The organism is Pseudomonas sp. TMW22089 (assembly GCF_022496645.1).
Classification (GTDB): domain Bacteria; phylum Pseudomonadota; class Gammaproteobacteria; order Pseudomonadales; family Pseudomonadaceae; genus Aquipseudomonas; species Aquipseudomonas paraversuta.
Genome location: NZ_SCFG01000004.1, coordinates 1 through 26285, shown reverse-complemented (window position 1 = coordinate 26285; position 26285 = coordinate 1). Strand labels below are relative to the sequence as shown.

The window sequence follows — 26285 nt, the reverse complement described above, 5'->3', positions numbered from 1 at the left end:
ATCGTCGATCTACACTTGCTCACCCGCACGGGCATGCTGCAAACCTTCAATCACAATACGGTCACCTGCCTTGAGGCCGGCATTGACGATCCAGCGATCGTTCTGAACGCTGCCCAGTTGTACCGGCTGCTGTTTGACGCGGTTATCCGCATCCAGCAACAACACTTGGGCAACCCCGGCACTGTCTCGCAAAATCGCCCGCTGGGGCACGCTGATGGCTTCTTTGTTGACCGCCTGCTCCAGGCGCACACGGACAAAGCTGCCGGGCAGCAAATCGTAATCCGGATTCGGGAACTCGCTGCGCAAAATGATCTGTCCGGTACTTGGATCAACACTCACGTCGGTGAACAGCAACTTGCCGGGCAGCGGATAAAGGCTGCCGTTATCACGGATCAGCGTGGCCCGGGCCTGGTTCTTGCCCACCTGCTGCAACTCGCCGGCGCGGAATGACTCGCGCAGATTGTCGAGGTCGCGGGTGGACTGAGTAAGGTCGACATGGATCGGGTTCAGTTGCTGAATACGGGCCAGCGGGGTGACTTCGCCCTGGCCCACCAGGGCGCCTTCAGTCACCAGTGCCCGGCCAATGCGCCCGGAGATCGGCGCCGTAACAGTGGCATACCCCAGGTTCAACTGGGCGCGGCGCACGGCGGCCTGATTGGCAGCCACATCGGCATCGGCCTGCTGGGCCTGGGCCCGGGCATTGTCATAGTCCTGACGACTGATGGCGTTACTTTCAACCAGCTCGCTGTAACGCTGATCCTGAAGTTTGGCCTGCATGGCAAGTGCTCTGGATTTGCTCAGGGCTGCCTGGGCGCTGTCCAGATCTGCCTTGAACGGAGCGGGATCAATCAGGAACAGCACCTCACCCTGTTTGACTTCACTGCCTTCGGTATACATCCGCTTCAATACCACTCCGGCGACCCGGGCACTGACTTGCGCCACGCGCGGGGCAACCACCCGGCCACTGAGTTCGTTATTGATCGACAGGGGCGCGGTGGCAATGACTTCGGTGCGAACTTTGGCCAAAGGAGCCTTGGTCTCGGCGACCGGGCTTTTATCACAGGCACTGAGGGTCAGAGCCAGTGCCGAGAGGCAGAGGGGGGCGAAGAGCTTTTTCAACGATCGTGCCTTCTTATATATGCGGGATATTTCTGTAAGTGCTCCTGCATGCTAAGGGCAGCACGCAAGGGGCGTTGTGAAGCTGTGTAGGTGGTATGTGAAAAAGTGTGAAGGTTGTGCGCCTATCCATGTGAGGTTGTATATCCTTCGGGTTTTCCCCTGGTTGTAAGCATTTATTATGCCCACTATTTTGCTGGTCGAAGACGACGCTGCCCTCTCGGAGCTGATTGCCAGCTATCTGGAGCGCAACGGTTACCAGGTCAGCGTGATTGCCCGAGGCGATCAAGTCCGTGAGCGCGCAAAAAGCAATCCACCTGATCTGGTTATTCTTGACCTGATGTTACCGGGTCTTGATGGCCTGCAAGTCTGCCGTTTGTTGCGAGCCGACTCGGCAAGTTTGCCGATCCTGATGTTGACAGCGCGCGACGATAGCCATGATCAGGTGCTGGGGCTAGAGATGGGCGCCGACGATTATGTGACAAAACCTTGCGACCCCCGTGTGCTGCTGGCCCGGGTTCGTACTTTGTTGCGTCGCAGCAGCCTGGTCGAACCCCACGTGGCCAGTGACCGGATCATTATCGGCAACCTCTGCATCGACCTGTCGGAACGTACCGTGACCTGGCGCGAACAGGGCATTGAATTGTCCAGCGGCGAATACAACCTGCTGGTGGTACTGGCCCGGCATGCCGGAGAAGTGTTGAGTCGCGATCAAATCCTCCAGCGTTTGCGCGGTATCGAGTTCAATGGCACCGACCGCTCGGTGGACGTGGCCATCTCCAAGTTGCGGCGCAAGTTCGACGACTGCGCCGGCGAAGCGCGCAAGATCAAGACCGTATGGGGCAAGGGCTACCTGTTCAGCCGCTCCGAGTGGGAATGTTGAGCCCATGTTCAAGCTCCTGCTTCGTTTGTATCTGGTAACGACGGTTACCTTTGCTGCTGCCATCTATGCCGTGCCTGAACTGGTGGTGACGCTGTTCCATGAGCGTTTCGTCAGCTACAACGCCGATATGTCGCGGGGCATGCAGACCCTGCTGGTCAAACAGTTTCAGCAACTCCCCGTCGGGCAGTGGCCGGACCTTGCCCGGGATCTGGACGCCCAGTTCAAACCCATACGCGTCAACTTGCTGCCCATCAACGACCCCAAGTTCACCCCCAAGGAGCAACACCAGCTGCAGCAAGGGCAGGGCGTGATACGCATCGGCGACTGGGGCTGGCGCACCCTGGTGGTCTCGCCGCTGAACCGGGAGCAGGCCATCGAGTGGGTGATGCCCCCTGATCCGCTGGAAATGAATCTGTTGTACTGGGGTATCAACGTCTTGATCGGCGCTGCCTTGCTCGGCGGCTTGCTGCTCTGGATGCGCCCGCACTGGCGCGACCTGGAGCGTCTGAAACACACCGCGGCGCGCATTGGCCAGGGACAGTTGAGCGAGCGCACGCAAATTTCACCGCGTTCAAACATTTATGCCCTGGCCACGGTGTTTGACACCATGGCCCAGGACGTTGAAAGCCTGCTCAATCAGCAGCGCGACCTGCTGAACGCAGTTTCCCATGAGTTGCGTACACCCCTGACGCGACTGGACTTCGGTCTGGCCCTGGTACTGTGCGACGACCTGCCCGAGGCCAGCCGCGAACGCCTGCAATTACTGGTCGGACACATTCGTGAACTGGATGAGCTGGTACTGGACCTGTTGTCTTTCAGTCGCCTGCAGAATCCCCGGCTGGCACCGGAGCGGGTCGAGGTATCGCTGGACGAATTTATCGACAGCATCCTCGGCAGTTTTGATGAAGAACTGGAGACCCCCGACATAGTGCTGGATGTGCGCCTGCACGGGACTCAACAGCGCTTTGCCCTTGACCCGCGCCTCACGGCCCGGGCCCTGCAAAACCTGTTGCGCAATGCCATGCGCTACTGTGATCGCCGAATTCAGGTGGGCGTAAACGTAACGCCACAGGGCTGCGAACTATGGGTCGACGACGATGGCATCGGCATACCGGAGCCCGAACGCGAACGGATTTTCGAGCCGTTCTATCGTCTGGACCGCAGTCGGGATCGTGCAACGGGAGGTTTTGGTCTGGGGCTGGCAATCAGTCGACGCGCCCTGGAAGCCCAGGGCGGCAGTTTGAGCGTGGAGCAATCACCCTTGGGTGGTGCCCGCTTCAAATTATGGTTGCCCGGTTAGCGCGGCTCAGATAGAGCGGCGCTGGCGGCTCACATGCTTGAGGCCTTCGATGATCAGCACCACCACCGCGAGCCAGATCGGACCATAGGTCAGCCACTGACCCTCTTCAAGACTGTCACCGAGCAACAGGGCCACGGCTACCAGTAGCACCGGCTCGACATAGCTGAGCAGGCCAAACAGGCTGAACGGCAACAGGCGACTGGCCAGAATGTAAGCAAAGCCTGCGGCGGCACTGATAATCCCCATCAGCGGCACCAGTGCATACAGCGCCTCGCGCTGGGCGCCCAGATCTACATGGGGGCCTGCCATCACGAACCATAGCGAAACCGGGATCATCAACAGCATGTCCAGCCACAGACCGCCGAGGTTGTCGATACCGATTTTTTTGCGCAGTACGAAGTACATCGGGTAACCGATGGCGACCACCAGGGTCGTCCAGGAGAAACCGCCGGTGCGGTACAACTCGTTGGCAACGCCGATAACGGCCAGGGCCGTGGCTATTTTCTGCAGGTGCGACAGGTGTTCACCGTAGACGATGCGACCGGTGAGGATCATCGTCAAGGGCAGCAGGAAATATCCCAGTGACACATCCAGACCGTGCCCGTTCAGCGGCCCCCACATGAACATCCACAGCTGTAGGCCGACCAGGAAGCTGGTGAGCAATACGCAAGGAATCAGTAGAGGTTTATCGCTTAAGCGCTTGAAAATGATGGGAACCCATTTCCAGTCGCCGGAGAGGCAGATAAAGAGTGTCATGAATGGCAGCGATATGAGTATTCGCCAGCCGAAGATTTCCTGACCATCAAGGGGCCAAAGAAGAGAAGTGAAGTAGTACAGGACGCCGAACAAGCAGGAAGCCAAAATCGATAGAAAAATGCCTTTAGACACAACAACCTCAATGGATCTACAACGTTACTCGTTTGAGTGGGAACATAGCTTGAGGCTGTTCAGGGTCGTTGGCAAATGTCTTTTAAACCAACTACTTGGGACTGATTCTTGTTGAGTGCGCTCAAGAGACAAAACGCCAAGCAAATACTGGGCCAAAGTCGTTTTAAACGAGCGTTCGTGTTTCTGAAAAAAAAGATAAACGGTCTACCGCCACCGGGCAGTCGCTGCCGGGGCACGAGGCTGCGAGGTCTTTCAGGCCCCGCATACCTGGCCCCCGGACCTCACACCGAGCGACGTTGGCGCACGAGATGCTTGAAGCCTTCAAACATCAGAACCAATACCGCCAGCCAGATTGGCAAATAGGTCAGCCATTGTCCGGCGCTGATACTTTCCCCCAGCAGCAGCGCGACAATCACCAGCAATACCGGCTCTACATAGCTGAGCAAGCCAAACAAGCTGAATGCCAGCATGCGACTGGCCAGAATGTAGCTGATCAATGCCAGGGCGCTGATGCCCCCCAGCAGCGGAATAAGCGCATACAGCGCCGGGCGATGGCTGGCCACAGCGAATCCTTGCTCACCGCTCTGCACAAACCACCAGGCCACCGGCACCAACAACAGCATATCGACCCACAGGCCGCCGAGGTTGTCCGTGGCTGCGCGTTTGCGCAATACGAAGTACAGCGGGTAACCGATAGCAACCACCAGGGTGGTCCAGGAAAATCCGCCGACCCGGTACACCTCGTTGGCGACCCCGAGGGTGGCCAGAGCCGCAGCGATTTTCTGCAAATGCGATAACTGCTCGCCATAGACCAGGCGCCCGGTAAGAAGCATGGTTAGAGGCAACAGGAAGTAGCCCAGCGAGACGTCGAGGCTATGGCCGTTAAGCGGTGCCCACAGAAACAGCCACAACTGCACCCCCACCAGTGCGCTGGACGCCACCAGCACTGCCCACAGCCGGGGTTGCTGACGCAGCCGCGAGACGATCACCGGAACCAGCCGCCAGTCACCGGAAAAGCACATGAACAGAGTCATGCAGGGCAGGGTCAGGAGCATTCGCCAGCCGAAGATTTCGGCGCCGCTCAAGGGCCAGAGCAGGGACGTGAAGTAATACATGACACCGAACAGGCTCGATGCCAGAACTGATAAGACAATACCTTTGGACACAACAGCCTCGTTGAAACGCACATTCTGATTATTGGAGGTGCATAGCTTGAGGCTCAGCGGGCCGAAGGGCAAATGGCTTGCTCACATTGGCCTCTGCAGGAGCGAGCTCGCTCCTGCAGAGGCCAAGGGGGTTTATGCCTGAGTCATGCCGCGGGTCATGCGCAGCGCCAACAGGCTGCCGCCCACAATGACTGCCGCCAACAGGTACAGGGCTACGTCGGTGGAGCCCGTGGCGTCTTTGACAAAGCCCACCAGGTACGGGCTGAGAAACCCGGCCATCTGCCCCATCGAGTTGATCAGCGCCAGGCCGCCCGCTGCCGCACCGGCACTGAGCATGGCGGTCGGCACCGGCCAGAACATTGGCAAACCGGTCAGGGCACCCATGGTGGCGATGGTCAGCCCCAGAATGGCGATCACCGGCTGGGCTGCAAAATTGACGGCAATCACCAGGCCCAGTGCACCCATCAACATAGGCACCACCAGATGCCAGCGGCGCTCTTTGCGCAAGTCCGCAGAACGGCCCACCAGCAACATGAACACAGCCGCCAGCAAGTAGGGGATAGCGCTGATCCAGCCGATCACCAGGGTATCGCTGAAGCCCATGTTCTTGATGATCGACGGCAGCCAGAAGTTGATCGCGTATACGCCGCTCTGGATACAGAAGTAAATCAGACCGAACGCCCAGATGGCCGGGTTCTTGAATACTGCGAGCAATGAGTCGGAGGTGGTTGCAGGTTTGTTCAGGGCGTCCAGGGCATGGTCCGCTTCCAGCACTGCGCGCTCTTTTGCACCGAGCCATCTGGCGTTGGCAAAACTGTCACTGAGCAAGAAAATCGCCAGTGCGCCCAGCACAACCGTCGGCACCCCTTGCAGCAGGAACATCCACTGCCAGCCGGCGAGACCGCCCTGGCCCGCGGCAAAGTGGCTAAGGATCCAGCCGGAGAAAGGGCCGCCAATCAGGCCCGAAACCGGAATGGCACACATGAACAACGCCATGATCCGGCCGCGGCGGAAGGTCGGGAACCACTGCGAGAGATACAGCACCACCCCGGGAAAGAACCCCGCTTCAGCCGCGCCGGTGAAAAAACGCAGGGTATAAAACCCGGCAGGGGTGGTGACAAACATCAGGCAGGTCGACAGCAGGCCCCAACCGATCATCATTACGGCGATCCAGCGCCGTGGCCCGAATCTGCTGAGGGCCAGGTTGCTCGGCACGCCGCACAGCACGTAGCCGATAAAGAAAATCCCGGCGCCAAGGCCGTATACCGTCTCGCTGAACTTCAGCGCGTCGAGCATCTGTAATTTGGCGAAGCCAACGTTTACCCGGTCCAGGTAGTTAAACAGGTAGCAAATGAAGATGAAGGGGATCAAACGCAGGGTGATGCGTTTGTAGATGGCGTTTTTATCGTCATCGCTGATCAGCGATGCGGCGGCGCTCTGTGACATCTTATGTCTCTCTTTATTATGATTTTTCACGATCCGAGGTTAACGTTGATCGCGTGTTGAGTCTCGGCCACCCCAACGCTGCTGTCTTTGTGCCCCTGCACAGGTTTTATCCGCGCCACCTGTGCCCGTGAACAAATGCCTACAAGGATTTTCACCCTATGTTCGAACTGGATCATGATTTGGCACAGGACATCGTGGATCGCGCGATGGCCATCTTGCCGTACAACGTAAATGTCATGGACAGCCAGGGCCTGATCCTTGGCAGTGGCGAGCCTGAGCGTATCAATACCCGGCACGAAGGGGCGCAGTTGGTACTGGCCAATGGACGGGTGGTGGAGATCGACGAACAAACCGCCAAGTGCCTCAAAGGGGTACAACCGGGGATCAACCTGCCGCTCTTGCTCGATCAGCGCCTGATCGGCGTACTGGGCCTCACCGGCGATCCGCAATTGCTGCGCACCTACGCCGAACTGGTGCGCATGACCGCCGAGATGTTGGTGGGCCAGCGCTTTCAGCAAGCCGAACAACAATGGCGACGCCAGCGCTGTGATGATCTGGTGGCCTTGCTGCTCAGTGAAGGCGGCGATTCCGCGCGCTTGATCGATGAGGCCCGGCAATTGGGGCTAAAGCCACAGTTATCGCGCATTCCATACCTGTTTGAACTGGGCAGCGGGCAAAGCGCCGAGGCCTTGAGTGCCTGGTTGCAATCGCGCTTCCCCGACAGCTGGTGCGTGAGCCCGGCCACCGGCTCACTGCTGTGGTGCCGCCCGGCAACGGCGGCGCTGGATGACCTGCGCCTGCTGGAAAAGCTCGACGCACAGGGCTGGAAGGTTTTGCGCATAGCCGCAGGAGGGCAGGCCGATGCTCTCAATGGCTTGCGCCGTTGTTATCGTCGGGTCGGCGACCTGCTGGCCTACGGTCGTGATGTATTGCCGCAGACGCGACTGCTTAGCCTCAATCGCTATCGCCTGCCGGTCATGCTGTGGCGTCACCGCAATGACGATGCCCTTGAAGAATTGCTTGGCCCGCTGCACAAAGTGGTGGCCAAAGACGGCAACGGCCAGTTGATCGCGACCTTGCGCAGCTGGTGTGAGCACGATGGCCAGAGCCAGGCGTGCGCCGATGCCCTTGGCATTCACCGCAACAGCCTGCGCTATCGCATGGAGCGCATCGCCGAACTGAGCGGTGTCGACCCGCTGAGTCTGAACGGCATGCTGGCCCTGTACCTGGGCGTGCAACTGCTGCCCCAGAATCTCTAGGGTCAGCCGCGTCTTGTAAAAATGAACAACAAAGGCCGTTATTGCTTGTGCACCAGACTGGCGTGTTTGCAGTCAGTTGCTGGCAGCATGGACGCCATAAGAACTGGAGATGCGCCCCATGAAAATCGTGATTGCCCCCGACTCGTTCAAAGACAGCCTGAGCGCTGAAAAAGTCGCTGCTGCCATTGCTGCCGGTTTCGCCCAGGTATTGCCACAGGCACAGTTGATCCAGTGTCCCATGGCCGATGGCGGAGAAGGCACCGTGGAGGCGATCGTGGCCGCAGGCAATGGCCAGTTGCGCCGCAACCAGGTGCAAGGCCCGTTGGGCGCAGCGGTCGAGGCCCACTGGGGCTGGCTGCCGGACAGCCACACGGCAATCATTGAAATGGCCGAAGCCAGCGGCTTGCAACTGCTGACACCGGGACAGCGCGATGCGTGCATCAGCAGCACCTTCGGCACCGGCCAACTGATCGGGGCGGCCCTGGATGCGGGCGCCCGGCGCATCATCCTCGCCATCGGCGGCAGCGCCACCAACGATGCCGGCGCCGGTGCGTTGCAAGCCTTAGGCCTGGGGCTGTTCGACGAGCAGGGCCAGCCCCTGGCACACGGCGGCCTGGCCCTGGCCGGACTCGCCCGTATCGACCTTGCAGGCCTTGATCCGCGCCTGGCCCAGGTGCGCTTCGAGATTGCCGCAGACGTCAACAACCCCCTGTGTGGCGAACACGGGGCATCGGCCGTATTCGGCCCGCAAAAAGGCGCGTCCCCTGAGCAGGTCCAGCTACTGGACAAGGCCCTGGGGCATTTTGCCGATCACTGCGCCCGGGTCTTGCCCGGGGATGTTCGTCAGGAGCCCGGTTCGGGGGCTGCAGGCGGTCTCGGCTTTGCCGCCAAGGCGTTTTTCGCCGCGCAGTTTCGCGCCGGAGTTGAAGTGGTGGCCGAACTGGTGGGCCTGGCCGAAGCGGTGCAGGGCGCTGATCTGGTGATCACCGGCGAAGGCCGTTTTGATGCGCAAACCCTGCGCGGCAAAACCCCTTTCGGGGTCGCGCGCATCGCCCGGGCCCAGGGTGTACCGGTGGTGGTACTGGCCGGCACTCTGGGCGAGGGCTACCAGGCCATGTACGAGCACGGGGTCAATGCCGCATTTGCCATCACCAGTGGCCCGATGAGCCTGGAAGACGCCTGTGCCCGGGCCGAGCAATTGCTCACCGATCGGGCGCGGGACATTGCCCGCCTGTTGAGCCTGAAACCGGGCCCGTATTAACCCGCCCCCGTCTTGATTGACCGACCCGCGTAGTCGCAGACGAGATTCTAAGGCTGCGAGCTTTCTGGTTGTGACACCGCAGGTGCTTTTTGATACCGCCACAGGTTTTCTGTGTGGCCGTCAAGCAAGGTCCTGCGGACCTAATCGCAGCCTTCGAGCCTCGTCAGCGACCACCGGCAACCTGGCGGTTTGCCATGGCCGGTATGGCTTCGGGGCACGATCGTGTAAGCTTCGTGGCTCTTCGCATTCGACCCTTAGCGAGCCCTATGCCGTCGCTCTTCAAACGCTCTTTGCTGCCCAAGCTACGCAGCTTCCCGATATCCGCCGATGCCTTGAGCATCTTGCCCGGCGCGGCTGACTTTCGTCGGTGCCTGCTGGAGCAGATCGCGGGTGCACGCCAGCGCATCACGCTGGTGGCTTTGTACCTGCAACAGGACGAGGCCGGACAGGAAATTCTCGATGCCCTGCACGCAGCCAAAGCCGCCCGTCCCGAGCTTGAAATCGTGGTACTGGTGGACTGGCTGCGCGCCCAGCGCGGACTGATCGGCGCCGGCAAGCAGCCCGGCAATGCCGCCTGGTATCAGGCGCAAACCGCTGCCCATGCCAGCCACGTGCCGATTTACGGGGTGCCGGTGCAAACCCGGGAGCTGTTCGGGGTACTGCACCTCAAGGGCTTTATCGTTGACGACTGTGTGATTTACAGCGGCGCCAGTCTGAACAATGTCTACCTGCACAAGTTCGACAAGTACCGGTTCGACCGCTATCACCTGCTGCACAACAAGCAGCTGGCAGACTCCATGCAGCACTTCATTGAACAGGACCTGATTCAGACCAGGGCCGTGCATCGCCTGGACCTGCCATCATTGCCTTCAACCCGCAGCCTGCGCAGTGCCATCGGCGATTTTCGCAGCCACCTGAAAAAAGCCAGCTACGACACCAGCGCCGGGGTCAGCGGTCACTTTGGCCTGTCGGTCAGTCCGCTGCTGGGGGTCGGCAAGAACAATCCCCTGAGCCGGGTGATCTGTGAGCTGATTGCCAGCAGTCAGCAGCAACTGACTATTTGCACGCCCTATTTCAACCTGCCGCTACCCGTGACCCGGGAGATCAATCGGGCCCTCGAACGAGGGGTGAAAATTGATATCGTGGTCGGTGACAAGACCGCCAACGACTTCTACATCCCGCCGAGCGAGCCGTTCAAGGTCATCGCGGCATTGCCTTATTTATATGAGATGAGCCTGCGCCGGTTTGCCAAAAAACATCAGTCCATGATCGATAGCGGCTTGCTCAACCTGCACCTGTGGCGTGATGGCGACAACAGCTTTCACCTCAAGGGGCTGTGGGTCGATGACCGCTACACCTTGCTCACCGGCAACAATCTGAACCCCCGAGCCTTCCGTCTGGACCTGGAAAACGGCCTGTTGATCGATGACCCGCGCCGCGAACTGCTGGAGCCGCGAAGCAAGGAGCTGGCGGCGATTTTTGCCAACACCCGACGCATAGAGAGCTACAAGATCCTGGAATCCATGGCCGAGTACCCGCCGGCCGTGGCCAAGTTTCTGCGCCGGGTCAGCCGGGTCCGGATTGAACGTTTGCTCTACAGGATCCTGTAGATCGTCAATTGCTGGCGGAGCATTGCTGCCCGCCAGTCGCCCTCAAGGCAGGCCCGGGATATAGGCGATGCTGCCTTCGGCGCGCCGATGCAGCAAACGCTCACCGTTATCAGGCTGACTGATAACCGCCTGATAATAGCTGCCTGACGCGCAGTTCAACCGGCTGATTCAAACCGGAACAGGCTAAGGGCTGGCGGGTAGCGGCGAGGTGAAGCCAATGTGAAAAAAATGCTGTACCTGCTGTTTGAGGGCGGCAATTTGCTTACACGCTGAAACCTATTCGCTACCAATTACGGTTGACCTCTGCGGTTAATCGCAATCACGTATTTAATCAAGCGCAAATGTGCTCCAGGGCCCGACAAATCGGGCCTGAGGCGATTTGTCGCAGGCCAGCGCCGTTACCGCCCGGTTTGCCTGCCTGCAAGCAGACAGGGCCACTACCGGGGGGCTGTCCGGCCGTGCGGGCGGCAGGTGAGAGTGTTAAATTGCGCACCCATGAAACGCGTCTACCCCACAGCAATCGTGCGTACTTGAGCCAATGGCCCGGGCGACGTACACCCCTGTTGCGTACTGCGCAGGGTGAAGGCTTTTGTTTGTAGTAAAAGCCGCTTAAAGGAACCTCATACATGAACGAATTACTGACTCGCCGCCATGTCGTTGCAGGACTTGGCGTGCTCAGTCTCGGTTTGCTTGCCGGCTGCGACATGGGCAGCGGTTTGTCATACAAGTACGCAAAAGACCTGAGCAATGAAATCATGGGGCGCAAGTTCAAGTTGCGTGATGCCGAAGGCAACGAAATGATGCTGGGCAGTTTCCGCGGCATGATGCCGATGATTTTCTTCGGTTTCACCCAGTGCCCGGCCGTGTGCCCGACCGCGCTGGCCCGTGCTGCCCAGGCCAAGAAGCTGATGGGCCCGGACGGTGACCGGTTGCAGGTGGTGTTTATCACCCTCGATCCGGAGCGCGACAAGCCCGCCATGCTCGATGCCTATGTCAAAGCCTTCGATCCGACGTTTATCGCGCTGTCCGGGACGCTGGAAGAAACAGCGGCCACGGCTAAGGAATTCAAGGTTTTTTACGAGAAAATTCCTACCGGCGACTCCTATACCATTTCGCACACCGGCACCAGTTTCGTCTTCGACTCCCGTGGCGTGCTGCGCATGGGCCTGTCACCTTCGCTGTCGGCCAAGCAGTGCACCGAAGACCTGCTCACCGTCATGTCAGTCTGCTGATTTCACGCACCTTTGAACGAGCCACTTATATGAAACCCGTCAAGTATCTGTTGCTGTCCCTGCTGGGCATGAGCCTGCATGTTTCCGCGCAAACCGTGGTCGATGATGCCTGGGTCCGCGCGACCGTTGCCGGCCAGCCCTCGAGCGGTGCCTTCATGCACATCACCGCGAGTACCGACAGCAAGCTGGTCGAAGTCAAATCCCCGGTTGCCAAAACGGTGCAGATCCATGAGTCGACGATGAAAAATGACGTGATGAGCATGCAGCAAGTGCCATCGGTGGCATTGCCGGCTGGCAAGACCGTCGCCATTGATCCAGAGGGCTATCACGTGATGCTGATGGACCTGAAGGGGCAGATCAAAGAAGGCGACAACGTGCCGCTGACCCTGATCGTCGAAGACAGCAAAGGGGTCAAGGAAGCCATTGAAGTCACGGCCAAGGCCCGCGCCCTGAACAGCATGCAGATGGACATGCATGACCACGGCGCCATGCAACACTAAACCCTTGTAGGAGCGAGCTCGCCTCGCGATGGCGCCGCACGTATTGACTGACTCACCGCCATCGCTGGCAAGCCAGCTCCCACAGGATGCAAGCGACACCCCGCACTCTGCAGGAGCGAGCTTGCCTCGCGATGGCGCCGCATGTATTGACTGACTCACTGCCATCGCTGGCAAGCCAGCTCCCACAGAATCTGCAAGCGACACCCCGTACTCTGTAGGAGCGAGCTTGTCTCGCGAGCTCTTCATTGCTGCGTTGAAGGGCTCGCGAGACAAGCTCGCTCCTACATCCAGTCGCCCGTCGTCAGTGCCGCCCGGCGGTTAAAAACGCCCGGTCAGGGGGTATTCAACGGCCAGCCGGACTTGATCGGTATCCAGTTCGGCCTGGGCCGTATTGCCCCGATGCACGTTATGGCGCAGTGACAGGATGGTGCCCTTGGCGGTACCGCTCTGGATCACATAACGCGCTTCCAGATCCCGCTCCCAGTGCTTGCCGCCCTTGCCGTAACCCAGATACGCATAACCGCCACGGGGGTCGACATGACTGCCGTCGATCTGGCTGCCACGCACATACGCCGCGCTGAACACCAGGCCGGGCATGCCCCACGGCGTCATCCCCAGGTCGTAGCGGGCCTGCCACGATTGTTCATTCGGCGCGTTGAAGTCAGACAGTTGTACGGCGTTGGTGAGAAAAATCGCACCCCGCGTCACATAGTCGAACGGCGTATCGCCATGCACCTTCTGATAACCCAGGCTGAAACTGTGGGGGCCTTGAGCGTAGGTGCCCATCAGGCTCCAAGTGGTGTTGTCGATATTGCCCGACAGTGCCTTGCCTTCATCGGTGGTGCGATACAGGTTGAAGTTGTAGGTCAGCGAGCGGTTGTCATCAATCGCCTGGCTGTACAGGGCGCCCAGGTACTGCTGGTTCCAGGTGTCCTCGTAGCGCGAGCTGTAAATGCTGGCACTGAGGTTTTTACTCGGCGTATAGACCACCCCGGCCAGGTCGAAGGCATCGCCTTTGGGCCCGTTGGAGTAATTGACCACAAAGCCTTGATCGTGACTGCTGGCGTTACGGTCGGTGCTCCCGGTGAAATGCCCGCCGACCATCTTCAGGGCAGTGAATTCATTGCTGGTGAGAAACACCCCGGTGGCGGTTTCCGGCAGCAGGCGGCTGTCGGAGGAACTGAACACCGGGGTTTTGACCCGTTGTTCGCCCCAGGACAGCACTGTGTCCGACATGCGCAGCTTTATCGCCGCGCCGCCCCGGCCGAAGTTGTCCTTGGGGTAGCCGTCGTTATCCAGCCCCAACAGGCGCGCCTTGCCAGCGCGGCCACCACCGCTGTCCAGTTTGACCCCCAGATAGGCGTGGGCATCCACCCCGACCCCGATCAGGCCCTGGGTGAACCCTGATTGCAACGTGCCCATCAACCCGTAGGCCCATTCCTCGGCATAATCATTGCGTTCGGCGCGCGGTTTATAGGCATTGCGCGCTCCGCTGTTGCGTGCGCCGTGGCGATACTCGCGGCTGTCGTAAACCGTGCGGTTGACCAGGCTCCAGGTACTGTCTTCGACCAGGCCCGCGGACCGATCCTGGGTGCCCGGGTCGGCGAGCGCCATGGGGCTGGCGAGGGCCAGCAGCATCGCAGATCGCCAGTGGACTTTGCTCACTGCCCGGCCTGCAGTTTTTGCAGGGCCACATGTAAACGCTCAAGGGCCCTGGCCGGTAGCGTTGCAGGCAGTACCGCAGGCTGCGGCCCGGCCTCACCGACCTGAATCAGCATCACCATGCCCATGGCCAGGTGGGGAACGCATTGAATACCGTAGAGCCCAGGCACAGTGAAGGTTTGCTCGATTTGCTGATTGATCTTGCCAGCGAAGGGTTGCGCGCCTTCGGGCAACAGTCCGGGCAAAGTGGCGGCGTTATGACCGGTTTGGGTGGCAACGAATTTAACCGTATCGCCGGGAGCTATGTGCAAATAATCCGGCTCGAACACCATGCCCGCAGTAGCACTGCGGGTGAGCATCTTAACTTCATGGGTTTGCGCCAGTGCCGATGAGCAGAGCAGGGCCGCACTGAGCAACAGGCTCAGGGATGAAATACGCATATCGGGCTATCCATATAGGCTTTGAGGAGTAACGCAGTCGCAGGGTCAGAAGCCCGCTAAAGTAGCCTGCGGGCGCGGCGCTGTCTGCTCGAAAAGGATTCAGAAATACTTCAGCAGGCTAATGTCGCGACGACGGGCCTTTAACCCGGCAAACCAGCGCACCGGCAGGTAAAGCGCAATTGCTAGCAACATCGCCGTCAGCCACACCGGGCCCATGCCGTCGAAACCGAAATAGTTGCCCTGATTCAGGCCGAGCAGGCCAGCACTGAGCAGATAGAGCACTTTGAGCACATACAGATGCAGCAGATAGAAAAACATCGGCGCCGCGCCAAACACCGCCAGCATGGCGATCCATTTGCTCTGTTGAACCCGCTCGAAGGCCAGTAACAGCAACAGTCCGACGCCCAGGGTCAGGGTCAGGAACAGCAGCGAAGGCGGGTACTTGGTGATGTTGAAAAAGCTCATCAGAGTCTGCAGGTAAGTGCCATGGGCCACCCAGTGCGCCTCACCGTAACCGTTGAACAGGCGCAGTGCGACAAAACCCAGCAGCGCCCCCGCACCTGCCAGCAACAGGTAGCGCTGGCGCTCGGCAGCCGAAGCAGAGCGGGCGAACCAGGGCCCCACGCAGTAGCCCAGGGCAATCACCCCGATCCATGGCAACACCGGATAGGACGTGCGCAGGCGCAAGGTGTCGGAAAACTCTATCCAGCCGCGGTCATGCAAAATCGCCCAAGGCACATGCAGCGTCGAATCGGCAGCGAAGTGCAGGCTGTCCAGCAGGTTGTGCCCGCCGATGATGCCAAGGGCCAGCAACAGCAGGACGGGCCGCGGCAACCACACCAGCGCCGCCAGGGCGAGCATGCTCAGGCCGATGGCCCAGATCACCTGCAGGTATATCACCGAAGGCGGGAACTGGAAGGTCCAGGCGAAGTTCACCAGGGTCAACTCCAGTAGCACCAGAAACAGCCCGCGTTTGAACAGAAAGACCGAAACGTCGCGCTTGCCCTGATATTTCTCGCCATACAGATACGCCGAAAGGCCGGTGAGCAAGACAAACACCGGGGCACACAGGTGGGCAAGGGTACGGCTGAGAAACAGCACCGGCTCGGTGCTGTCGATGTTCATCGGGTCGGCTACCTGGCGGTGCAAGAAAAACGTTTCGCGCACGTGGTCCAGCAGCATCAACAGAATCACCAGACCCCTGAGGGCATCGATGGACAACAGGCGCTGACTTGAGGGTGGAGCTTGGACTGGGGTGGTCATCAAGGGATCACAGACAAGGGGAGGTCATAAGGGATGGTTACCTTATAACATTTCTAGTTGTGATGTCATCCCTATGGGAAAGATTCCCAATAACCCCGGCTTCGACGGCATTGGTTTACACGACGCTGGTCAGGCCACCATCCACAAACAGGGTTTGTCCGTTGATGAAATCCGAAGCCGGCGAAGCCAGAAATACCGCGGCACCGCACAACTCCTCGACCTGGCCCCAGCGCCCTGCGGGCGTGCGTTTGCACAGCCACTCGGAGAATTGCTGGTCATCCACCAGCGCCCGGTTCATCTCGGTGGCAAAGTACCCGGGGGCCAGGCCATTGGCCTGAATCCCGTGGCGTGCCCACTCGGCGCACATGCCTTTGGTGAGCATTTTCACGGCACCTTTGGACGCGGCATAGGGCGCGATAGTCGGCCGGGCCAGTTCGCTTTGCACCGAACAGATGTTAATGATCTTGCCGCGACCACGGCCAATCATGTGCCGTGCAACCGCCTGGGACACATGGAACACACCGTCCAGATTGACCCGCATCAGCTCATGCCAGTCCTGGGCAGTAAAGTCTTCCAGTGGCGCACGGCGCTGCACACCGGCGTTGTTGAGCAGAATATCGATGGGCCCGGTCTCGGCCTCAAAGGTGTTGATTGCCTCGAACAGTTGCGCCCGATCGGTGACGTCGAATACCGCGAACTCGGCGTTGAGACCTTCGTCGATTAATTGACTGGCGACCCGGCGGGCTTTGTCCATATTGCGATCATTGATCACCACCGTTGCCCCGGCAGCGCCCAGGCCCCGGGCCAGCGCCAGGCCGATGCCTTTGCCGGAACCGGTGATCAGGGCCCTGCGGCCATTGAGCCCAAAGCTCGCGAGATTGAATGACATGCTGTTCTCCCGGGCCGTTTATTATGTTCGAGGGCCCGGTTGCTACTTCACCCCAGGCCGGGGGTAGCGTCCAATCGTCATTGATGATCTGGTGATCAGCTATTTTGATCAGTGCCCCCAGAGACCCTTTTCAGCGGAGCACCCAATTGGAAATCAAACATCTCAGATCATTTGTGACCCTGGCCGAAGAGCTGCATTTCGGCCGTGCGGCGCAGCGTCTATCCATCGTGCAACCGGCCCTGAGCATGCAAATCAAGATGCTTGAAGAGGAACTGGGTGTGCGCCTGTTCGAGCGCAACCGGCATTCGGTCATGCTCACCCAGGTGGGGGCGGTGTTTTTGCCCGAGGCCCGGGCCACGCTGCATCAGGCCGCCCATGCGGCGGATGTGGCCAGGGCTTCGGGGCGCGGCGAGATCGGCCGGGTGCGCTTTGGTTTTGTGTCCTCGGTGCTGCCGCAACTGTTGCCGGCACTGGTGCGGGCACTGCATGCACGGTTGCCGCGGGTTGAACTTGAACTCAAGGACATGCCGGGGCCGGATCAGGCCACTGCATTGAAAAACGGCCAGCTGGATTTCGGGCTGATGCGCTTGCCCGCCGTGATCCCCGGGATCCACACCCGCGAGGTGTTGCAGGAGAGCTTTATCCTGGCACTGCCCGCCGATCACCCGCTGGCCGCGTACGACAAGGTACCGGCGGCCGCACTTGCCGGTGTACCGGTATTGGTCCTGGCCAGACGCTACGCGCCGGGGTTCTACGATGAATTGATGCAATCGCTCAACAGTCATGGCCTGCAGTTGCAAATAGCCTCGGAACTCGGGGAGTTCACCACCATGCTGGCACTGGTCTGCGCCGGGCTCGGCATTGGCCTGCTACCGGCCAATGCCGGACGAGCATTACCGGCCAATGTCATCGCCAGGCCACTGGAGCTGGGCAGCTATCGGGCAACCACCGGCCTGGCCTGGGTGGACCTGGACAGTGCAGTAAAACTCACGGTGTTCAACCTGCTGAACGAGATCCTGTAAGGCCGGGTGCGTCCACCTCACCCTGAAAAAACTCCGGGCAAATCCTCGGCACGTACGTCAACCGCTGCGGTCAATGGTTTGAAGGGGCCATGAATCCCCGTACAGGATGAGCGCCATGTCCGACCTGTTGCCCCCAGACCTGCACTATGTCGATGACACGCAGCCAGGTATCACGCGCAAGAAACTGCGCGGCAAGTTTGCCTACTTTGACCCGCACGGGCAGCGCATCAGCGATCCCGGGGAAGTTCAGCGGATCAACGCCCTGGCCGTTCCGCCGGCCTATACCGATGTCTGGATCTGCGCTGACCCGCGCGGCCATATGCAGGCCACCGGCCGTGATGCCCGGGGCCGCAAACAATATCGCTATCACGTTCGCTGGCGGGAAGTGCGCGATGCCGATAAATACTCCCGGCTGCGGGACTTTGGCCTGGCCTTGCCGAAACTGCGCCGGCAACTGGACAGCCTGCTGGCGGCCCCCGGTTTCAGCCGCGAAAAAGTCATGGCCACGGTACTGACTTTGCTCGATGCGACCCTGATCCGGGTCGGCAACAGCCAATATGCCAGGGACAACCGTTCCTACGGCCTGACCACCTTGCGCAGCCGGCATGTGGAGGTCAGCGGCAGTACCATCAATTTCCGTTTCCGCGGCAAAAGCGGGGTAGAGCACAACATCTCCGTGAAGGACCGGCGTGTGGCGCGGATCATCAAGCGCTGTCTGGAGATTCCGGGGCAAAACCTGTTCCAGTACCTGGACGAGAATGGCGAGCGCCACACTGTCAGTTCTTCCGACATCAATGCCTGCCTGCACAGCCTCACCGGCGCGGACTTCACGGCCAAGGACTACCGCACCTGGGCCGGCAGCGCCATGGCGTTATCGGTGTTGCGCGAACTGCAATGGCAGCCGCAGGCCGATGCCAGGCGGCATGTGGTGGACATGGTCAAGAGCGTTGCCAGGCATTTGGGCAACACTCCGGCAGTCTGCCGCAAGTGCTACATCCACCCGGCCGTACTTGAAGGGTATGTAGCGGGCGCCCTGGCCGAACTGCCCCGCCCCAGAGTGCGCAAGGGGCTCAAGGCAGAAGAAGTCGGTCTGGCGATGTTCCTTGAAAAGATGCTCGAAACGGCCCCGGCCGGGCAATAGAAGGAGCCCGTGCGGGGCCGTGGCTCGACCACCGATTACGCACCAGGTTTTTGGCAGCGAAAAAAGAGGATCCGTCATGAACGACAAGCTGGATGAGTACCAGAAAAAACGCGATTTTGCAGCCACGCCGGAGCCCGGCGGTGCAGATCAAAAGGCTTCGCAACGCCATGGGTTCTGTATCCAGAAGCATGACGCAAGCCACCTGCACTACGATTTTCGCCTTGAGCTGGAAGGCACGCTCAAGAGCTGGGCCGTGCCTAAAGGACCAAGCCTGGACCCCCGGCTCAAGCGTCTGGCGGTGCAAGTGGAGGACCATCCACTGGATTACGCCACGTTCGAGGGGCATATCCCTGAAGGCAACTATGGGGCAGGGGATGTGATTGTCTGGGATAACGGGGTGTGGAAGCCCATAGGCGACCCGGTCGAGTCATTCAAAAAAGGCAAGCTGCAGTTCCAGCTCGAAGGCCACAAGCTGCAAGGCATCTGGAACCTGGTGCGTTCACAGCAAGAGGGCAAGAAAAAGCTCTGGTTTTTGATCAAGCACAAGGACGATGCCGCCAGAGCGCAGGCCGATTTTGATGTGCTCACCCAACGCCCGGAATCCGTAATCAGCGGTCGCACCCTGGGCCCGGGCCGGCAAAGCACAAGCCACGGCAGGCCTGATAAAGGGAACGTTAGCGGTCCTGCACTTGTCCACCGTTGCTATAACCCCAAACCGGCGTCTGGCCGGTAACCACAACGAGGTGAACATGCGCAGCATCATTTCTGCATCAATACTGGCCGGTCTCATGTGCGCAGTACCCTTCGCAGCCCAGGCTGGCGATGAAAAGCCCAGTGACTGCAAACCGGGGCAAATCCTGGCGCAGTCCATGGATCTGAGCAGTTGCTATGGCAACGGCGACAAGGCACCGGACCAATACACCCGCGACACGGCCGCGATAAAAAACTGGAAAGCCAAGGGGCTGCCGCAACCCTCGGATACCGAGCAGTGGGTTGAAATCAGCGGGCACTACGTCCTGGTCAATCGGGTCAATTCGGTGATCAAGGAGATACGCAGCAAGGACGCCAAAGTCCTGGCGCAGTAGCTTCCCCACGCGCAAGGTGCTCCCGATGACCCACCCGACCCCACTGGAAAAGTCGGCGAGCACCTGACATCTGTAGCGTCATATGGGTTACAAAGTGCACTTGATAAAAATAATTACCCATGATGGATCGAGGCCTTACCTATGCAGTTGTCCCGCTTTTCCTTCACCGCAGCCACCGTTCTGGCGCTGCTTGTCAGTGCCGCCGTCAACGCCGCCGAGACGGATCCGCAAGCCTTGCTGGCCAAAGCCCGGGCCGAACAGCCGGCTTATCTGGACACCTTGAAAACCCTGGTCGCAGTGGATACCGGGACCGGGACCAAGCCGGGTCTGGACCAGGTCAGCGCGCTGCTGGTCAAGCGCCTGGAGGCTCTGGGGGCCAAGGTCGAGACCAGTCCGGCCAGTCCTTCGGCAGGTGACAATATCGTCGGCACCTTCAAGGGCACAGGTAATAAAGACTTCCTGCTGATGGTGCATTACGACACCGTATTCGGCCCCGGAACCGTGGCCAAAAGGCCGTTTCGCACCGAAGGTGAGCGTGCCTATGGCCCGGGTGTCGCCGATGCCAAGGGCGGAGTGGCAATGATCCTGCACGCGGTCAAGTTGTTGCAGGATCAACAGTTCAAGGACTACGGCACCCTGACCATACTGTTTAACCCCGACGAAGAAATGGGCTCTGCCGGGTCGAAAAAAATCATTGCCGAACTTGCCCGCAAACATGACTACGTATTCTCCTACGAGCCACCGGACACAGATGCCGTGACCGTGGCCACCAATGGCATCAACCAGCTCAGTATGGAGGTCAAGGGCAAGTCCTCCCATGCGGGCTCCGCGCCGGAAAAGGGTCGCAATGCCCTGACCGAACTGGCGCATCAGATCGTGCAGCTCAAGGACCTGGGCGACCCGGCCAAAGGCACCACGGTTAACTGGACCATGGCCCGGGCCGGCGACAAGGCCAATATCATCCCCGACCTGGCGAGCGCCCAGGCCGACATGCGCTACTCGGATGTGGCCGAAAGCGACCGGGTTCTGGCCGATGCCAAGCGCATTGCGCAGAACACATTGATCCCGGACACCGAAACTGCGATCACCCTGCACCAGGGCCGGCCGCCGTTGGCGAAGAATGCCGGCTCCGAATCCCTGGCCAGAACGGCGCAACAGCTCTATGGCGAAATTGGTCTGAAGGTTGAACCTATCGCCATGCGTTTCGGCACGGATGCGGGTTATGCCTATGTGCCGGGCAGTGCCAAGCCGGCAGTGCTGGAAACCATGGGCGTGGTCGGTGCAGGTTTACACGCAGAGGACGAATACATCGAACTGAGCAGCATTGCGCCGCGGCTGTACCTGACCGTGGCAATGATCAGGGAGCTCTCCAGATAAACCCGCCCCCCGTCCATCTGTAGGAGCTCGCTTGTTGTAGGAGCTCGCTTGCTCGCGAGCCTTTCAGCGAAGAGCTTCTACAGGCGGCCATGGGCCTGGGAAGCCAGTTCTGCGGTATCCACGCGCACAAAGATTGAATCACCGACCGCCGTCAGCACATCCCCCGCATAGACCTCGCAGATCACACGGCTTTTGCGTCCCACCTCACCTTCGACTCTCGCCCGCAAGGTCAGGGGCACACCCATCGGGGTCGGTTTGATGAACTTGATCCCCAGATTGCCGGTGACGCAATTGATCCGCGGCAGGCTGTCGACCTCACGCTGCTGCACACGGTAGTGAAAAGCCATCGCGGTCCAGTTCGAATGGCAATCAACCAGCATCGCAATCAAGCCGCCATAGACCAGGTCCGGCCAGCCGCAATATTTGGCATCCGGCAGGTGCTCGGCGATTACATGCACCCCGTCCTCATGCCAGAAACTCTTTACGTGCAGGCCGTGGACATTGCTGGTGCCGCAGCCGAAACAAACCCCTTCAGGGGCCGCGCTGTCTTGCAGGGAACAACCGAGCTGAGTAGTCATTGGGCATTGCTCCTTGATATGTGTCTGCCAGATGCCCTTACGTTAACGTAACCCCCCCGTAGGAGCGAGCTTGCCTCGCGATAGCCTCGAGAGCACCCGACATCCAGACAAAAAAAACGGCGTGACCGAAGTCACGCCGGGGTGTTGCCAGTCAGTGCGCGGATATCGTGGGTCCTTGCCCTGACTGTTTGAACCTGTAGCGCTTCAGCCGCGCTCGATGGCCACGGCCACTCCCTGACCACCACCGATGCACAGGGTAGCGAGGCCTTTTTTGGCGTCGCGCCTGATCATCTCGTGCAACAAGGTCACCAGCACCCGGCAGCCCGAGGCGCCGATCGGATGGCCCAGAGCAATGGCTCCGCCGTTGACATTGACCTTGTCCATGTCCATGTCCCACTCCAGCTCTTTACCCACCGCCAATGCCTGGGCTGCGAAGGCTTCGTTGGCTTCGATCAGATCCAGCTGGTCGAGGCTCCAGCCAGCCTTGGCCAGGCAGCGCCGGGTGGCCGCTACCGGGCCGATGCCCATGATGGCCGGATCAACCCCGGCACCGGCGTAACCCGAGATCCGCGCCAGTACCGGCAGGCCCAGCGCCCTGGCTTTGTCGGCACTCATCAACATCACGGCGGCGGCACCGTCATTGATGGTCGAAGAGTTGCCGGCGGTGACGCTGCCGTCTTTCTTGAACGCCGGCTTGAGCAAGCCCAGGGACTGCAGAGTGATGCCTTGACGGGGTTGCTCGTCCACCGCAAACGACAGCGGGTCGCCCTTGCGCTGGGGGATCAGGATCGGCGTGATCTCGTCGGCGAAACGGCCGCACTCGATGGCCGCACAAGCCTTTTGCTGGGACACGACAGCAAAGGCATCCTGCTGTTCACGGCCGAGCTGGTACTTGTCCACCAGATTCTCGGCAGTGATGCCCATGTGGTAGTCGTTAAAAGCGTCCATCAAGCCGTCGTGGAGCAGGCTGTCGATCATGCTGGCATGGCCCATGCGCAAGCCGGTGCGGGCAGCAGGCAGCACGTAGGGGGCCAGGCTCATGTTCTCCATGCCACCGGCAATAATGACCTCTGCATCGCCGCAGCGGATCGCCTGGGCCGCCAACTGGACCGCCTTGAGACCGGAGCCGCAGAGCTTGTTCAGGGTCATGGCGGGAACGCTGTGGGGCAGGCCGGCGAATATCGACGCCTGACGCGCGGGGTTTTGCCCGCAACCGGCGCTCAGCACCTGGCCGAGAATCACTTCATCCACCTGATCAGCGTCCAGACCGGTTTTGACCAGCAACTGGCGAATTACCGCGGCGCCCAGTTCGACTGCCGGAATAGTGGCCAGGGCCCCCTGAAAACTGCCTATGGCTGTGCGCGTGGCCGCGACAATGACGACTTCTTGCATCACATTGCTCCTTGAAAAAGCCAGGTCAGGCGAACTGCATTTCTGGTATATGCTCGGGCACGTTCAACTTGCCGGCGGTCTTGCGCACAATTTCTTCCACGCTGACCCCGGGGGCACGCTCCTTGAGGATGAACGCACCGTCAGCGATTTCCAGGTAGGCGAGGTCGGTCAGAACCCGCTTGATGCAGCCGGCACCGGTCAACGGCAGGCTGCAACGGGACAGCAGTTTCGACTCGCCGTCCTTGGACGCATGGGTCATGGTGACGATGATATTGTCGGCTCCCGCCACCAGGTCCATCGCGCCGCCCATGCCCTTGACCATTTTGCCGGGGATCATCCAGGAGGCGATATTGCCCTGCACGTCGACTTCAAAGGCGCCGAGCACGGTCAGGTCGATGTGACCGCCGCGAATCATGGCGAAGGATTCTGCCGAAGAGAAAATCGAAGCCCCGGTGCGGGCAGTAACTGTCTGTTTGCCGGCATTGATCATGTCGGCGTCAGCTTGCCCTTTTTGCGGGAATGCACCCATGCCGAGCAGGCCGTTTTCTGATTGCAGCATGACTTCCATGCCTTCGGGGATGTAGTTGGCCACCAGGGTCGGAATGCCGATGCCGAGGTTCACATAGAAGCCGTCCTGCATTTCGCGGGCGACGCGCTGGGCCATTTGTTCGCGGGTAAGAGCCATTATTGTTCTCCGTGGAGCCAGGGCTGAGGGCAGGGGATCAGGAACGTTCGGTGAGTTGCTCGATGCGTTTCTCGAACGTGCCGCAAATGATCCGGTCGACGTAGATGCCAGGGGTATGGATCTGTGTCGGGTCCAGCTCGCCGGGCTCGACGATCTCTTCAACTTCGACCACGGTGATCTTGCCCGCGGTGGCGGCCAGCGGATTGAAGTTTTGCGCGGTGTGGCGGTAGATCACGTTACCAAAATGGTCAGCCTTCCAGCCTTTGACAATGGCGAAGTCGCCGGTGATCGACTCTTCCATCAGGTAGGCGCGGCCCTTGAATTCGCGGATTTCCTTGCCGTCGGCCACAGGCGTGCCTACACCGGTAGCGGTAAAGAACGCAGGAATACCGGCGCCACCGGCACGCATCTTCTCGGCAAGAGTGCCCTGGGGGGTCAGAACCACTTCGATTTCGCCATCCAGCAGCTGCTTCTCGAACAGGGCGTTTTCACCCACGTAGGAGGCGATCACTTTGCTGACCTGGCGGTCTTGCAGCAATACCCCCAGACCAAACCCGTCAACCCCGCAGTTGTTCGAGACCACCGTCAGGTCGCGAGTGCCCTTGCGCTTGATCTCGTTGATCAGGTTTTCCGGGATACCGCACAGGCCAAAGCCCCCGGCGATCACGGTCATGCCATCTTCGAGCCCGGCCAGGGCTTCCTCGTAGGACGCCACACGTTTGTCGAAACCTGCCATAGACACCTCTTTTATTGTTAGTGGTGGGTGGTTAGCCAATGGCAGCGAGTGTCACTCCGGGCAATTGATTTGTTAAATTGTTTTTTAAGGTTTATTAATTGGTAAAGTAAATCAATGACTCCAGGGTGCAGCCCATGACCGTAAAACAGATGCGTGCCTTCCTCGCCGTGGCCCAGAGCCTGAGCTTCGCCGTGGCCTGCGAACGCCTGCATTTGTCGCAGTCGGCCCTGAGCCTGACCATCAAGGCGCTGGAGGAGGGGCTGGGAGGGCGCCTGTTCAGCCGTACCACACGGCATGTGGCCTTGACCCCCGAAGGTGAGTCGCTGTTGCCGCTGGCCCGACGGCTGATTGCCGAGTGGGACAATGCCGAGGATGAGATGCGCCAGCGCTTCACCCTGCAGCGGGGGCGGGTAACCCTGGCAGCGATACCTTCGTTTTCGGGCAATCTGCTGCCGCGTATCCTCAAGAACTTTCGTACCCGCCACCCCCGGCTCAACGTCACGGTCAACGACGTGATCAACGAACAGGTGCTGGAGATGGTGCGTGACCGTCAGGTGGAGCTGGGGGTGGCTTTCAAGCCGGGCCCGGGTTCAGCGCTGACCTTTACCCCGCTGTATATGGACCGGTTTGTCGCAATAGTGCCCAGTGATTCGCAGTGGGCCGGGCGTTTGCTGATTGATTGGCAAACCCTGCTGGAACAACCCTTCATCACACTGCAGCGACCCTCTGCCGTACGGGTGATGCTCGAAGAGCATTTGCAGGCCCGGCAGATGAAATTGCCGGTGGAATTTGAAAGTCATCAACTGGCTACGGTCGGACGCATGGTCGCCAGCGGGCTGGGAGTCAGCGCAGTTCCGGCACTGTGCGCCGAACAGATGCGCGAGCTCGGCGCCCGCTGCATCACCTTGCATGAACCCGTGATAGAACGGGCCATGGGCATCCTGACCAAACCCGGCCATGAGTTGTCGGCAGCGGCCCAGGCGATGTTTGACAGTTTGCTCGGCGAGAAACTTGGCGAACGGTTTTGCGACTAAGATCCGGATGGCCCCTGGCAGTGGTCGTGTAATCTTTGGTTACATCATTAAGATACTCTTAGTCATTGCCAGTTATTCCTAAACATCTTGCAGCACTGATTCAGTGCATGAACTTGAATGCCTCAGTGATAGTGGCAAAAAACTTAACCTGTCGCATCTGACAACTAACGCACTGCGCGCAAGTTGACCCTAGGGAAGGTCTGAAGTAAGCAGCCGTTTTTAACGGTCTAGCTGTCTGAGGTTCAAAAAACACCGACTTAATCGAAAAACAGACCTTTCCTCCTGTCAGTTCACTATTTTTTGCGGAAGAGCACCTTTTC

The 26285-nt window shown here is 59.8% G+C and carries 24 protein-coding genes and 1 pseudogene; 13 read left to right on the top strand and 12 right to left on the bottom strand.

The genetic code is table 11. The features are described from left to right. Nucleotides 1-9: 9 nt before the first annotated feature. The gene (locus EQV90_RS05705) at nucleotides 10-1119 is read right to left on the bottom strand and encodes an efflux RND transporter periplasmic adaptor subunit (RefSeq protein WP_240877857.1); all 1110 of its coding nucleotides are present in this window, start codon (nucleotides 1117-1119) and stop codon (nucleotides 10-12) included. 178 nt (nucleotides 1120-1297) lie between these two features. Here EQV90_RS05705 and EQV90_RS05700 point away from each other — a divergent pair, with 178 nt between their 5' ends. After that, on the top strand, nucleotides 1298-1999 hold the full coding sequence (locus EQV90_RS05700; protein WP_003445448.1) for a response regulator transcription factor: 702 nt from the start codon (nucleotides 1298-1300) through the stop codon (nucleotides 1997-1999). A gap of 4 nt (nucleotides 2000-2003) precedes the next feature. After that, on the top strand, nucleotides 2004-3299 hold the full coding sequence (locus EQV90_RS05695; RefSeq protein ID WP_240877856.1) for an ATP-binding protein: 1296 nt from the start codon (nucleotides 2004-2006) through the stop codon (nucleotides 3297-3299). A 6-nt stretch (nucleotides 3300-3305) separates the two neighbouring features. Here EQV90_RS05695 and rarD (EQV90_RS05690) read toward each other — a convergent pair whose 3' ends face one another. From rarD (EQV90_RS05690) to EQV90_RS05680, 3 genes are all read right to left on the bottom strand, one after another. Then, nucleotides 3306-4187: an EamA family transporter RarD gene (rarD, locus tag EQV90_RS05690; RefSeq protein ID WP_240877855.1), complete on the bottom strand. Its 882-nt coding sequence runs from the start codon at nucleotides 4185-4187 to the stop codon at nucleotides 3306-3308. Between the two features lie 281 nt (nucleotides 4188-4468). Then, the gene (gene rarD / locus EQV90_RS05685; RefSeq protein ID WP_003445455.1) at nucleotides 4469-5353 is read right to left on the bottom strand and encodes an EamA family transporter RarD; all 885 of its coding nucleotides are present in this window, start codon (nucleotides 5351-5353) and stop codon (nucleotides 4469-4471) included. A gap of 132 nt (nucleotides 5354-5485) precedes the next feature. Continuing rightward, nucleotides 5486-6799: an MFS transporter gene (locus EQV90_RS05680; RefSeq protein ID WP_003445458.1), complete on the bottom strand. Its 1314-nt coding sequence runs from the start codon at nucleotides 6797-6799 to the stop codon at nucleotides 5486-5488. A gap of 158 nt (nucleotides 6800-6957) precedes the next feature. Here EQV90_RS05680 and EQV90_RS05675 point away from each other — a divergent pair, with 158 nt between their 5' ends. The 5 genes from EQV90_RS05675 to EQV90_RS05655 all read left to right on the top strand — a co-directional run bounded on the left by EQV90_RS05675 (nucleotide 6958) and on the right by EQV90_RS05655 (nucleotide 12661). After that, nucleotides 6958-8058 (top strand): sugar diacid recognition domain-containing protein, encoded by a 1101-nt coding sequence (locus tag EQV90_RS05675; RefSeq protein ID WP_003445464.1) that lies wholly within the window; start codon nucleotides 6958-6960, stop codon nucleotides 8056-8058. A 118-nt stretch (nucleotides 8059-8176) separates the two neighbouring features. After that, entirely contained in the window at nucleotides 8177-9319 is a 1143-nt protein-coding gene (locus EQV90_RS05670; RefSeq protein ID WP_240877854.1) for a glycerate kinase, read from the top strand. Nucleotides 9320-9585: 266 nt separating this feature from the next. After that, nucleotides 9586-10929 carry a CDP-diacylglycerol--serine O-phosphatidyltransferase gene (gene pssA / locus EQV90_RS05665; RefSeq protein ID WP_127195415.1) on the top strand — a complete coding sequence of 448 codons (1344 nt, stop codon included), beginning with the start codon at nucleotides 9586-9588 and terminating at the stop codon, nucleotides 10927-10929. A 626-nt stretch (nucleotides 10930-11555) separates the two neighbouring features. Then, nucleotides 11556-12161, top strand: coding sequence for an SCO family protein (locus EQV90_RS05660; protein WP_003445473.1), 606 nt, complete (start codon nucleotides 11556-11558; stop codon nucleotides 12159-12161). A 29-nt stretch (nucleotides 12162-12190) separates the two neighbouring features. Continuing rightward, on the top strand, nucleotides 12191-12661 hold the full coding sequence (locus EQV90_RS05655; RefSeq protein ID WP_003445475.1) for a copper chaperone PCu(A)C: 471 nt from the start codon (nucleotides 12191-12193) through the stop codon (nucleotides 12659-12661). A gap of 318 nt (nucleotides 12662-12979) precedes the next feature. Here EQV90_RS05655 and EQV90_RS05650 read toward each other — a convergent pair whose 3' ends face one another. The 4 genes from EQV90_RS05650 to EQV90_RS05635 all read right to left on the bottom strand — a co-directional run bounded on the left by EQV90_RS05650 (nucleotide 12980) and on the right by EQV90_RS05635 (nucleotide 16915). After that, complete coding sequence (locus EQV90_RS05650; RefSeq protein ID WP_240877853.1) at nucleotides 12980-14299, bottom strand: OprD family porin; 1320 nt, start codon at nucleotides 14297-14299, stop codon at nucleotides 12980-12982. A 23-nt stretch (nucleotides 14300-14322) separates the two neighbouring features. Next, nucleotides 14323-14763 carry a pseudoazurin gene (locus EQV90_RS05645; protein ID WP_003445478.1) on the bottom strand — a complete coding sequence of 147 codons (441 nt, stop codon included), beginning with the start codon at nucleotides 14761-14763 and terminating at the stop codon, nucleotides 14323-14325. 99 nt (nucleotides 14764-14862) lie between these two features. After that, nucleotides 14863-16026 (bottom strand): heparan-alpha-glucosaminide N-acetyltransferase domain-containing protein, encoded by a 1164-nt coding sequence (locus tag EQV90_RS05640; RefSeq protein WP_240877852.1) that lies wholly within the window; start codon nucleotides 16024-16026, stop codon nucleotides 14863-14865. Nucleotides 16027-16141: 115 nt separating this feature from the next. Beyond that, entirely contained in the window at nucleotides 16142-16915 is a 774-nt protein-coding gene (locus EQV90_RS05635; RefSeq protein ID WP_010656522.1) for an SDR family NAD(P)-dependent oxidoreductase, read from the bottom strand. A gap of 146 nt (nucleotides 16916-17061) precedes the next feature. Here EQV90_RS05635 and EQV90_RS05630 point away from each other — a divergent pair, with 146 nt between their 5' ends. The 5 genes and pseudogenes from EQV90_RS05630 (at nucleotide 17062) to EQV90_RS05610 (ending at nucleotide 21540) form a co-directional block, all read left to right on the top strand. After that, a complete protein-coding gene (locus tag EQV90_RS05630) occupies nucleotides 17062-17937 on the top strand; it encodes a LysR family transcriptional regulator (protein WP_010656521.1) in 876 nt (291 codons plus the stop codon). Nucleotides 17938-18043: 106 nt separating this feature from the next. After that, nucleotides 18044-19078: a DNA topoisomerase IB gene (locus EQV90_RS05625; RefSeq protein WP_085994789.1), complete on the top strand. Its 1035-nt coding sequence runs from the start codon at nucleotides 18044-18046 to the stop codon at nucleotides 19076-19078. A 76-nt stretch (nucleotides 19079-19154) separates the two neighbouring features. Then, a pseudogene (locus EQV90_RS05620) lies at nucleotides 19155-19715 on the top strand (DNA polymerase ligase N-terminal domain-containing protein); the annotation flags it as partial. Nucleotides 19716-19827: 112 nt separating this feature from the next. Further along, complete coding sequence (locus EQV90_RS05615) at nucleotides 19828-20163, top strand: RcnB family protein (protein WP_003445489.1); 336 nt, start codon at nucleotides 19828-19830, stop codon at nucleotides 20161-20163. 141 nt (nucleotides 20164-20304) lie between these two features. Continuing rightward, a complete protein-coding gene (locus tag EQV90_RS05610; RefSeq protein ID WP_003445492.1) occupies nucleotides 20305-21540 on the top strand; it encodes a M20/M25/M40 family metallo-hydrolase in 1236 nt (411 codons plus the stop codon). A gap of 77 nt (nucleotides 21541-21617) precedes the next feature. Here the strand turns inward: EQV90_RS05610 and EQV90_RS05605 are convergent, their stop codons facing one another. The 4 genes from EQV90_RS05605 to EQV90_RS05590 form a co-directional block, all read right to left on the bottom strand. Further along, the gene (locus EQV90_RS05605; protein WP_160627613.1) at nucleotides 21618-22118 is read right to left on the bottom strand and encodes a PaaI family thioesterase; all 501 of its coding nucleotides are present in this window, start codon (nucleotides 22116-22118) and stop codon (nucleotides 21618-21620) included. Nucleotides 22119-22322: 204 nt separating this feature from the next. Continuing rightward, nucleotides 22323-23510 (bottom strand): acetyl-CoA C-acetyltransferase, encoded by a 1188-nt coding sequence (locus EQV90_RS05600; RefSeq protein WP_240877851.1) that lies wholly within the window; start codon nucleotides 23508-23510, stop codon nucleotides 22323-22325. A 25-nt stretch (nucleotides 23511-23535) separates the two neighbouring features. Continuing rightward, nucleotides 23536-24195, bottom strand: a complete 660-nt coding sequence (locus tag EQV90_RS05595) for a CoA transferase subunit B (RefSeq protein WP_240877850.1) — start codon at nucleotides 24193-24195, stop codon at nucleotides 23536-23538. Nucleotides 24196-24232: 37 nt separating this feature from the next. Continuing rightward, a complete protein-coding gene (locus EQV90_RS05590; RefSeq protein ID WP_003445501.1) occupies nucleotides 24233-24931 on the bottom strand; it encodes a 3-oxoacid CoA-transferase subunit A in 699 nt (232 codons plus the stop codon). 134 nt (nucleotides 24932-25065) lie between these two features. Between EQV90_RS05590 and EQV90_RS05585 the strand changes: the two genes are divergently transcribed. Then, nucleotides 25066-25965: a LysR family transcriptional regulator gene (locus EQV90_RS05585; RefSeq protein ID WP_003445503.1), complete on the top strand. Its 900-nt coding sequence runs from the start codon at nucleotides 25066-25068 to the stop codon at nucleotides 25963-25965. Nucleotides 25966-26285 lie beyond the last annotated feature (320 nt).

Excerpts from the sequence above, each read along its gene's own strand:
- EQV90_RS05700 (WP_003445448.1), top strand. The coding sequence starts at position 1,298 with ATGCCCACTATTTTGCTGGTCGAAGACGACGCTGCCCTCTCGGAGCTG.
- EQV90_RS05695 (WP_240877856.1), top strand. The coding sequence starts at position 2,004 with ATGTTCAAGCTCCTGCTTCGTTTGTATCTGGTAACGACGGTTACCTTT.
- EQV90_RS05680 (WP_003445458.1), bottom strand. The coding sequence starts at position 6,799 with ATGTCACAGAGCGCCGCCGCATCGCTGATCAGCGATGACGATAAAAAC.
- EQV90_RS05675 (WP_003445464.1), top strand. The coding sequence starts at position 6,958 with ATGTTCGAACTGGATCATGATTTGGCACAGGACATCGTGGATCGCGCG.
- EQV90_RS05670 (WP_240877854.1), top strand. The coding sequence starts at position 8,177 with ATGAAAATCGTGATTGCCCCCGACTCGTTCAAAGACAGCCTGAGCGCT.
- pssA (WP_127195415.1), top strand. The coding sequence starts at position 9,586 with ATGCCGTCGCTCTTCAAACGCTCTTTGCTGCCCAAGCTACGCAGCTTC.
- EQV90_RS05660 (WP_003445473.1), top strand. The coding sequence starts at position 11,556 with ATGAACGAATTACTGACTCGCCGCCATGTCGTTGCAGGACTTGGCGTG.
- EQV90_RS05655 (WP_003445475.1), top strand. The coding sequence starts at position 12,191 with ATGAAACCCGTCAAGTATCTGTTGCTGTCCCTGCTGGGCATGAGCCTG.
- EQV90_RS05650 (WP_240877853.1), bottom strand. The coding sequence starts at position 14,299 with ATGCTGCTGGCCCTCGCCAGCCCCATGGCGCTCGCCGACCCGGGCACC.
- EQV90_RS05645 (WP_003445478.1), bottom strand. The coding sequence starts at position 14,763 with ATGCGTATTTCATCCCTGAGCCTGTTGCTCAGTGCGGCCCTGCTCTGC.
- EQV90_RS05640 (WP_240877852.1), bottom strand. The coding sequence starts at position 16,026 with ATGACCACCCCAGTCCAAGCTCCACCCTCAAGTCAGCGCCTGTTGTCC.
- EQV90_RS05635 (WP_010656522.1), bottom strand. The coding sequence starts at position 16,915 with ATGTCATTCAATCTCGCGAGCTTTGGGCTCAATGGCCGCAGGGCCCTG.
- EQV90_RS05625 (WP_085994789.1), top strand. The coding sequence starts at position 18,044 with ATGAGCGCCATGTCCGACCTGTTGCCCCCAGACCTGCACTATGTCGAT.
- EQV90_RS05615 (WP_003445489.1), top strand. The coding sequence starts at position 19,828 with ATGCGCAGCATCATTTCTGCATCAATACTGGCCGGTCTCATGTGCGCA.
- EQV90_RS05610 (WP_003445492.1), top strand. The coding sequence starts at position 20,305 with ATGCAGTTGTCCCGCTTTTCCTTCACCGCAGCCACCGTTCTGGCGCTG.
- EQV90_RS05605 (WP_160627613.1), bottom strand. The coding sequence starts at position 22,118 with ATGACTACTCAGCTCGGTTGTTCCCTGCAAGACAGCGCGGCCCCTGAA.
- EQV90_RS05600 (WP_240877851.1), bottom strand. The coding sequence starts at position 23,510 with ATGCAAGAAGTCGTCATTGTCGCGGCCACGCGCACAGCCATAGGCAGT.
- EQV90_RS05595 (WP_240877850.1), bottom strand. The coding sequence starts at position 24,195 with ATGGCTCTTACCCGCGAACAAATGGCCCAGCGCGTCGCCCGCGAAATG.
- EQV90_RS05590 (WP_003445501.1), bottom strand. The coding sequence starts at position 24,931 with ATGGCAGGTTTCGACAAACGTGTGGCGTCCTACGAGGAAGCCCTGGCC.
- EQV90_RS05585 (WP_003445503.1), top strand. The coding sequence starts at position 25,066 with ATGACCGTAAAACAGATGCGTGCCTTCCTCGCCGTGGCCCAGAGCCTG.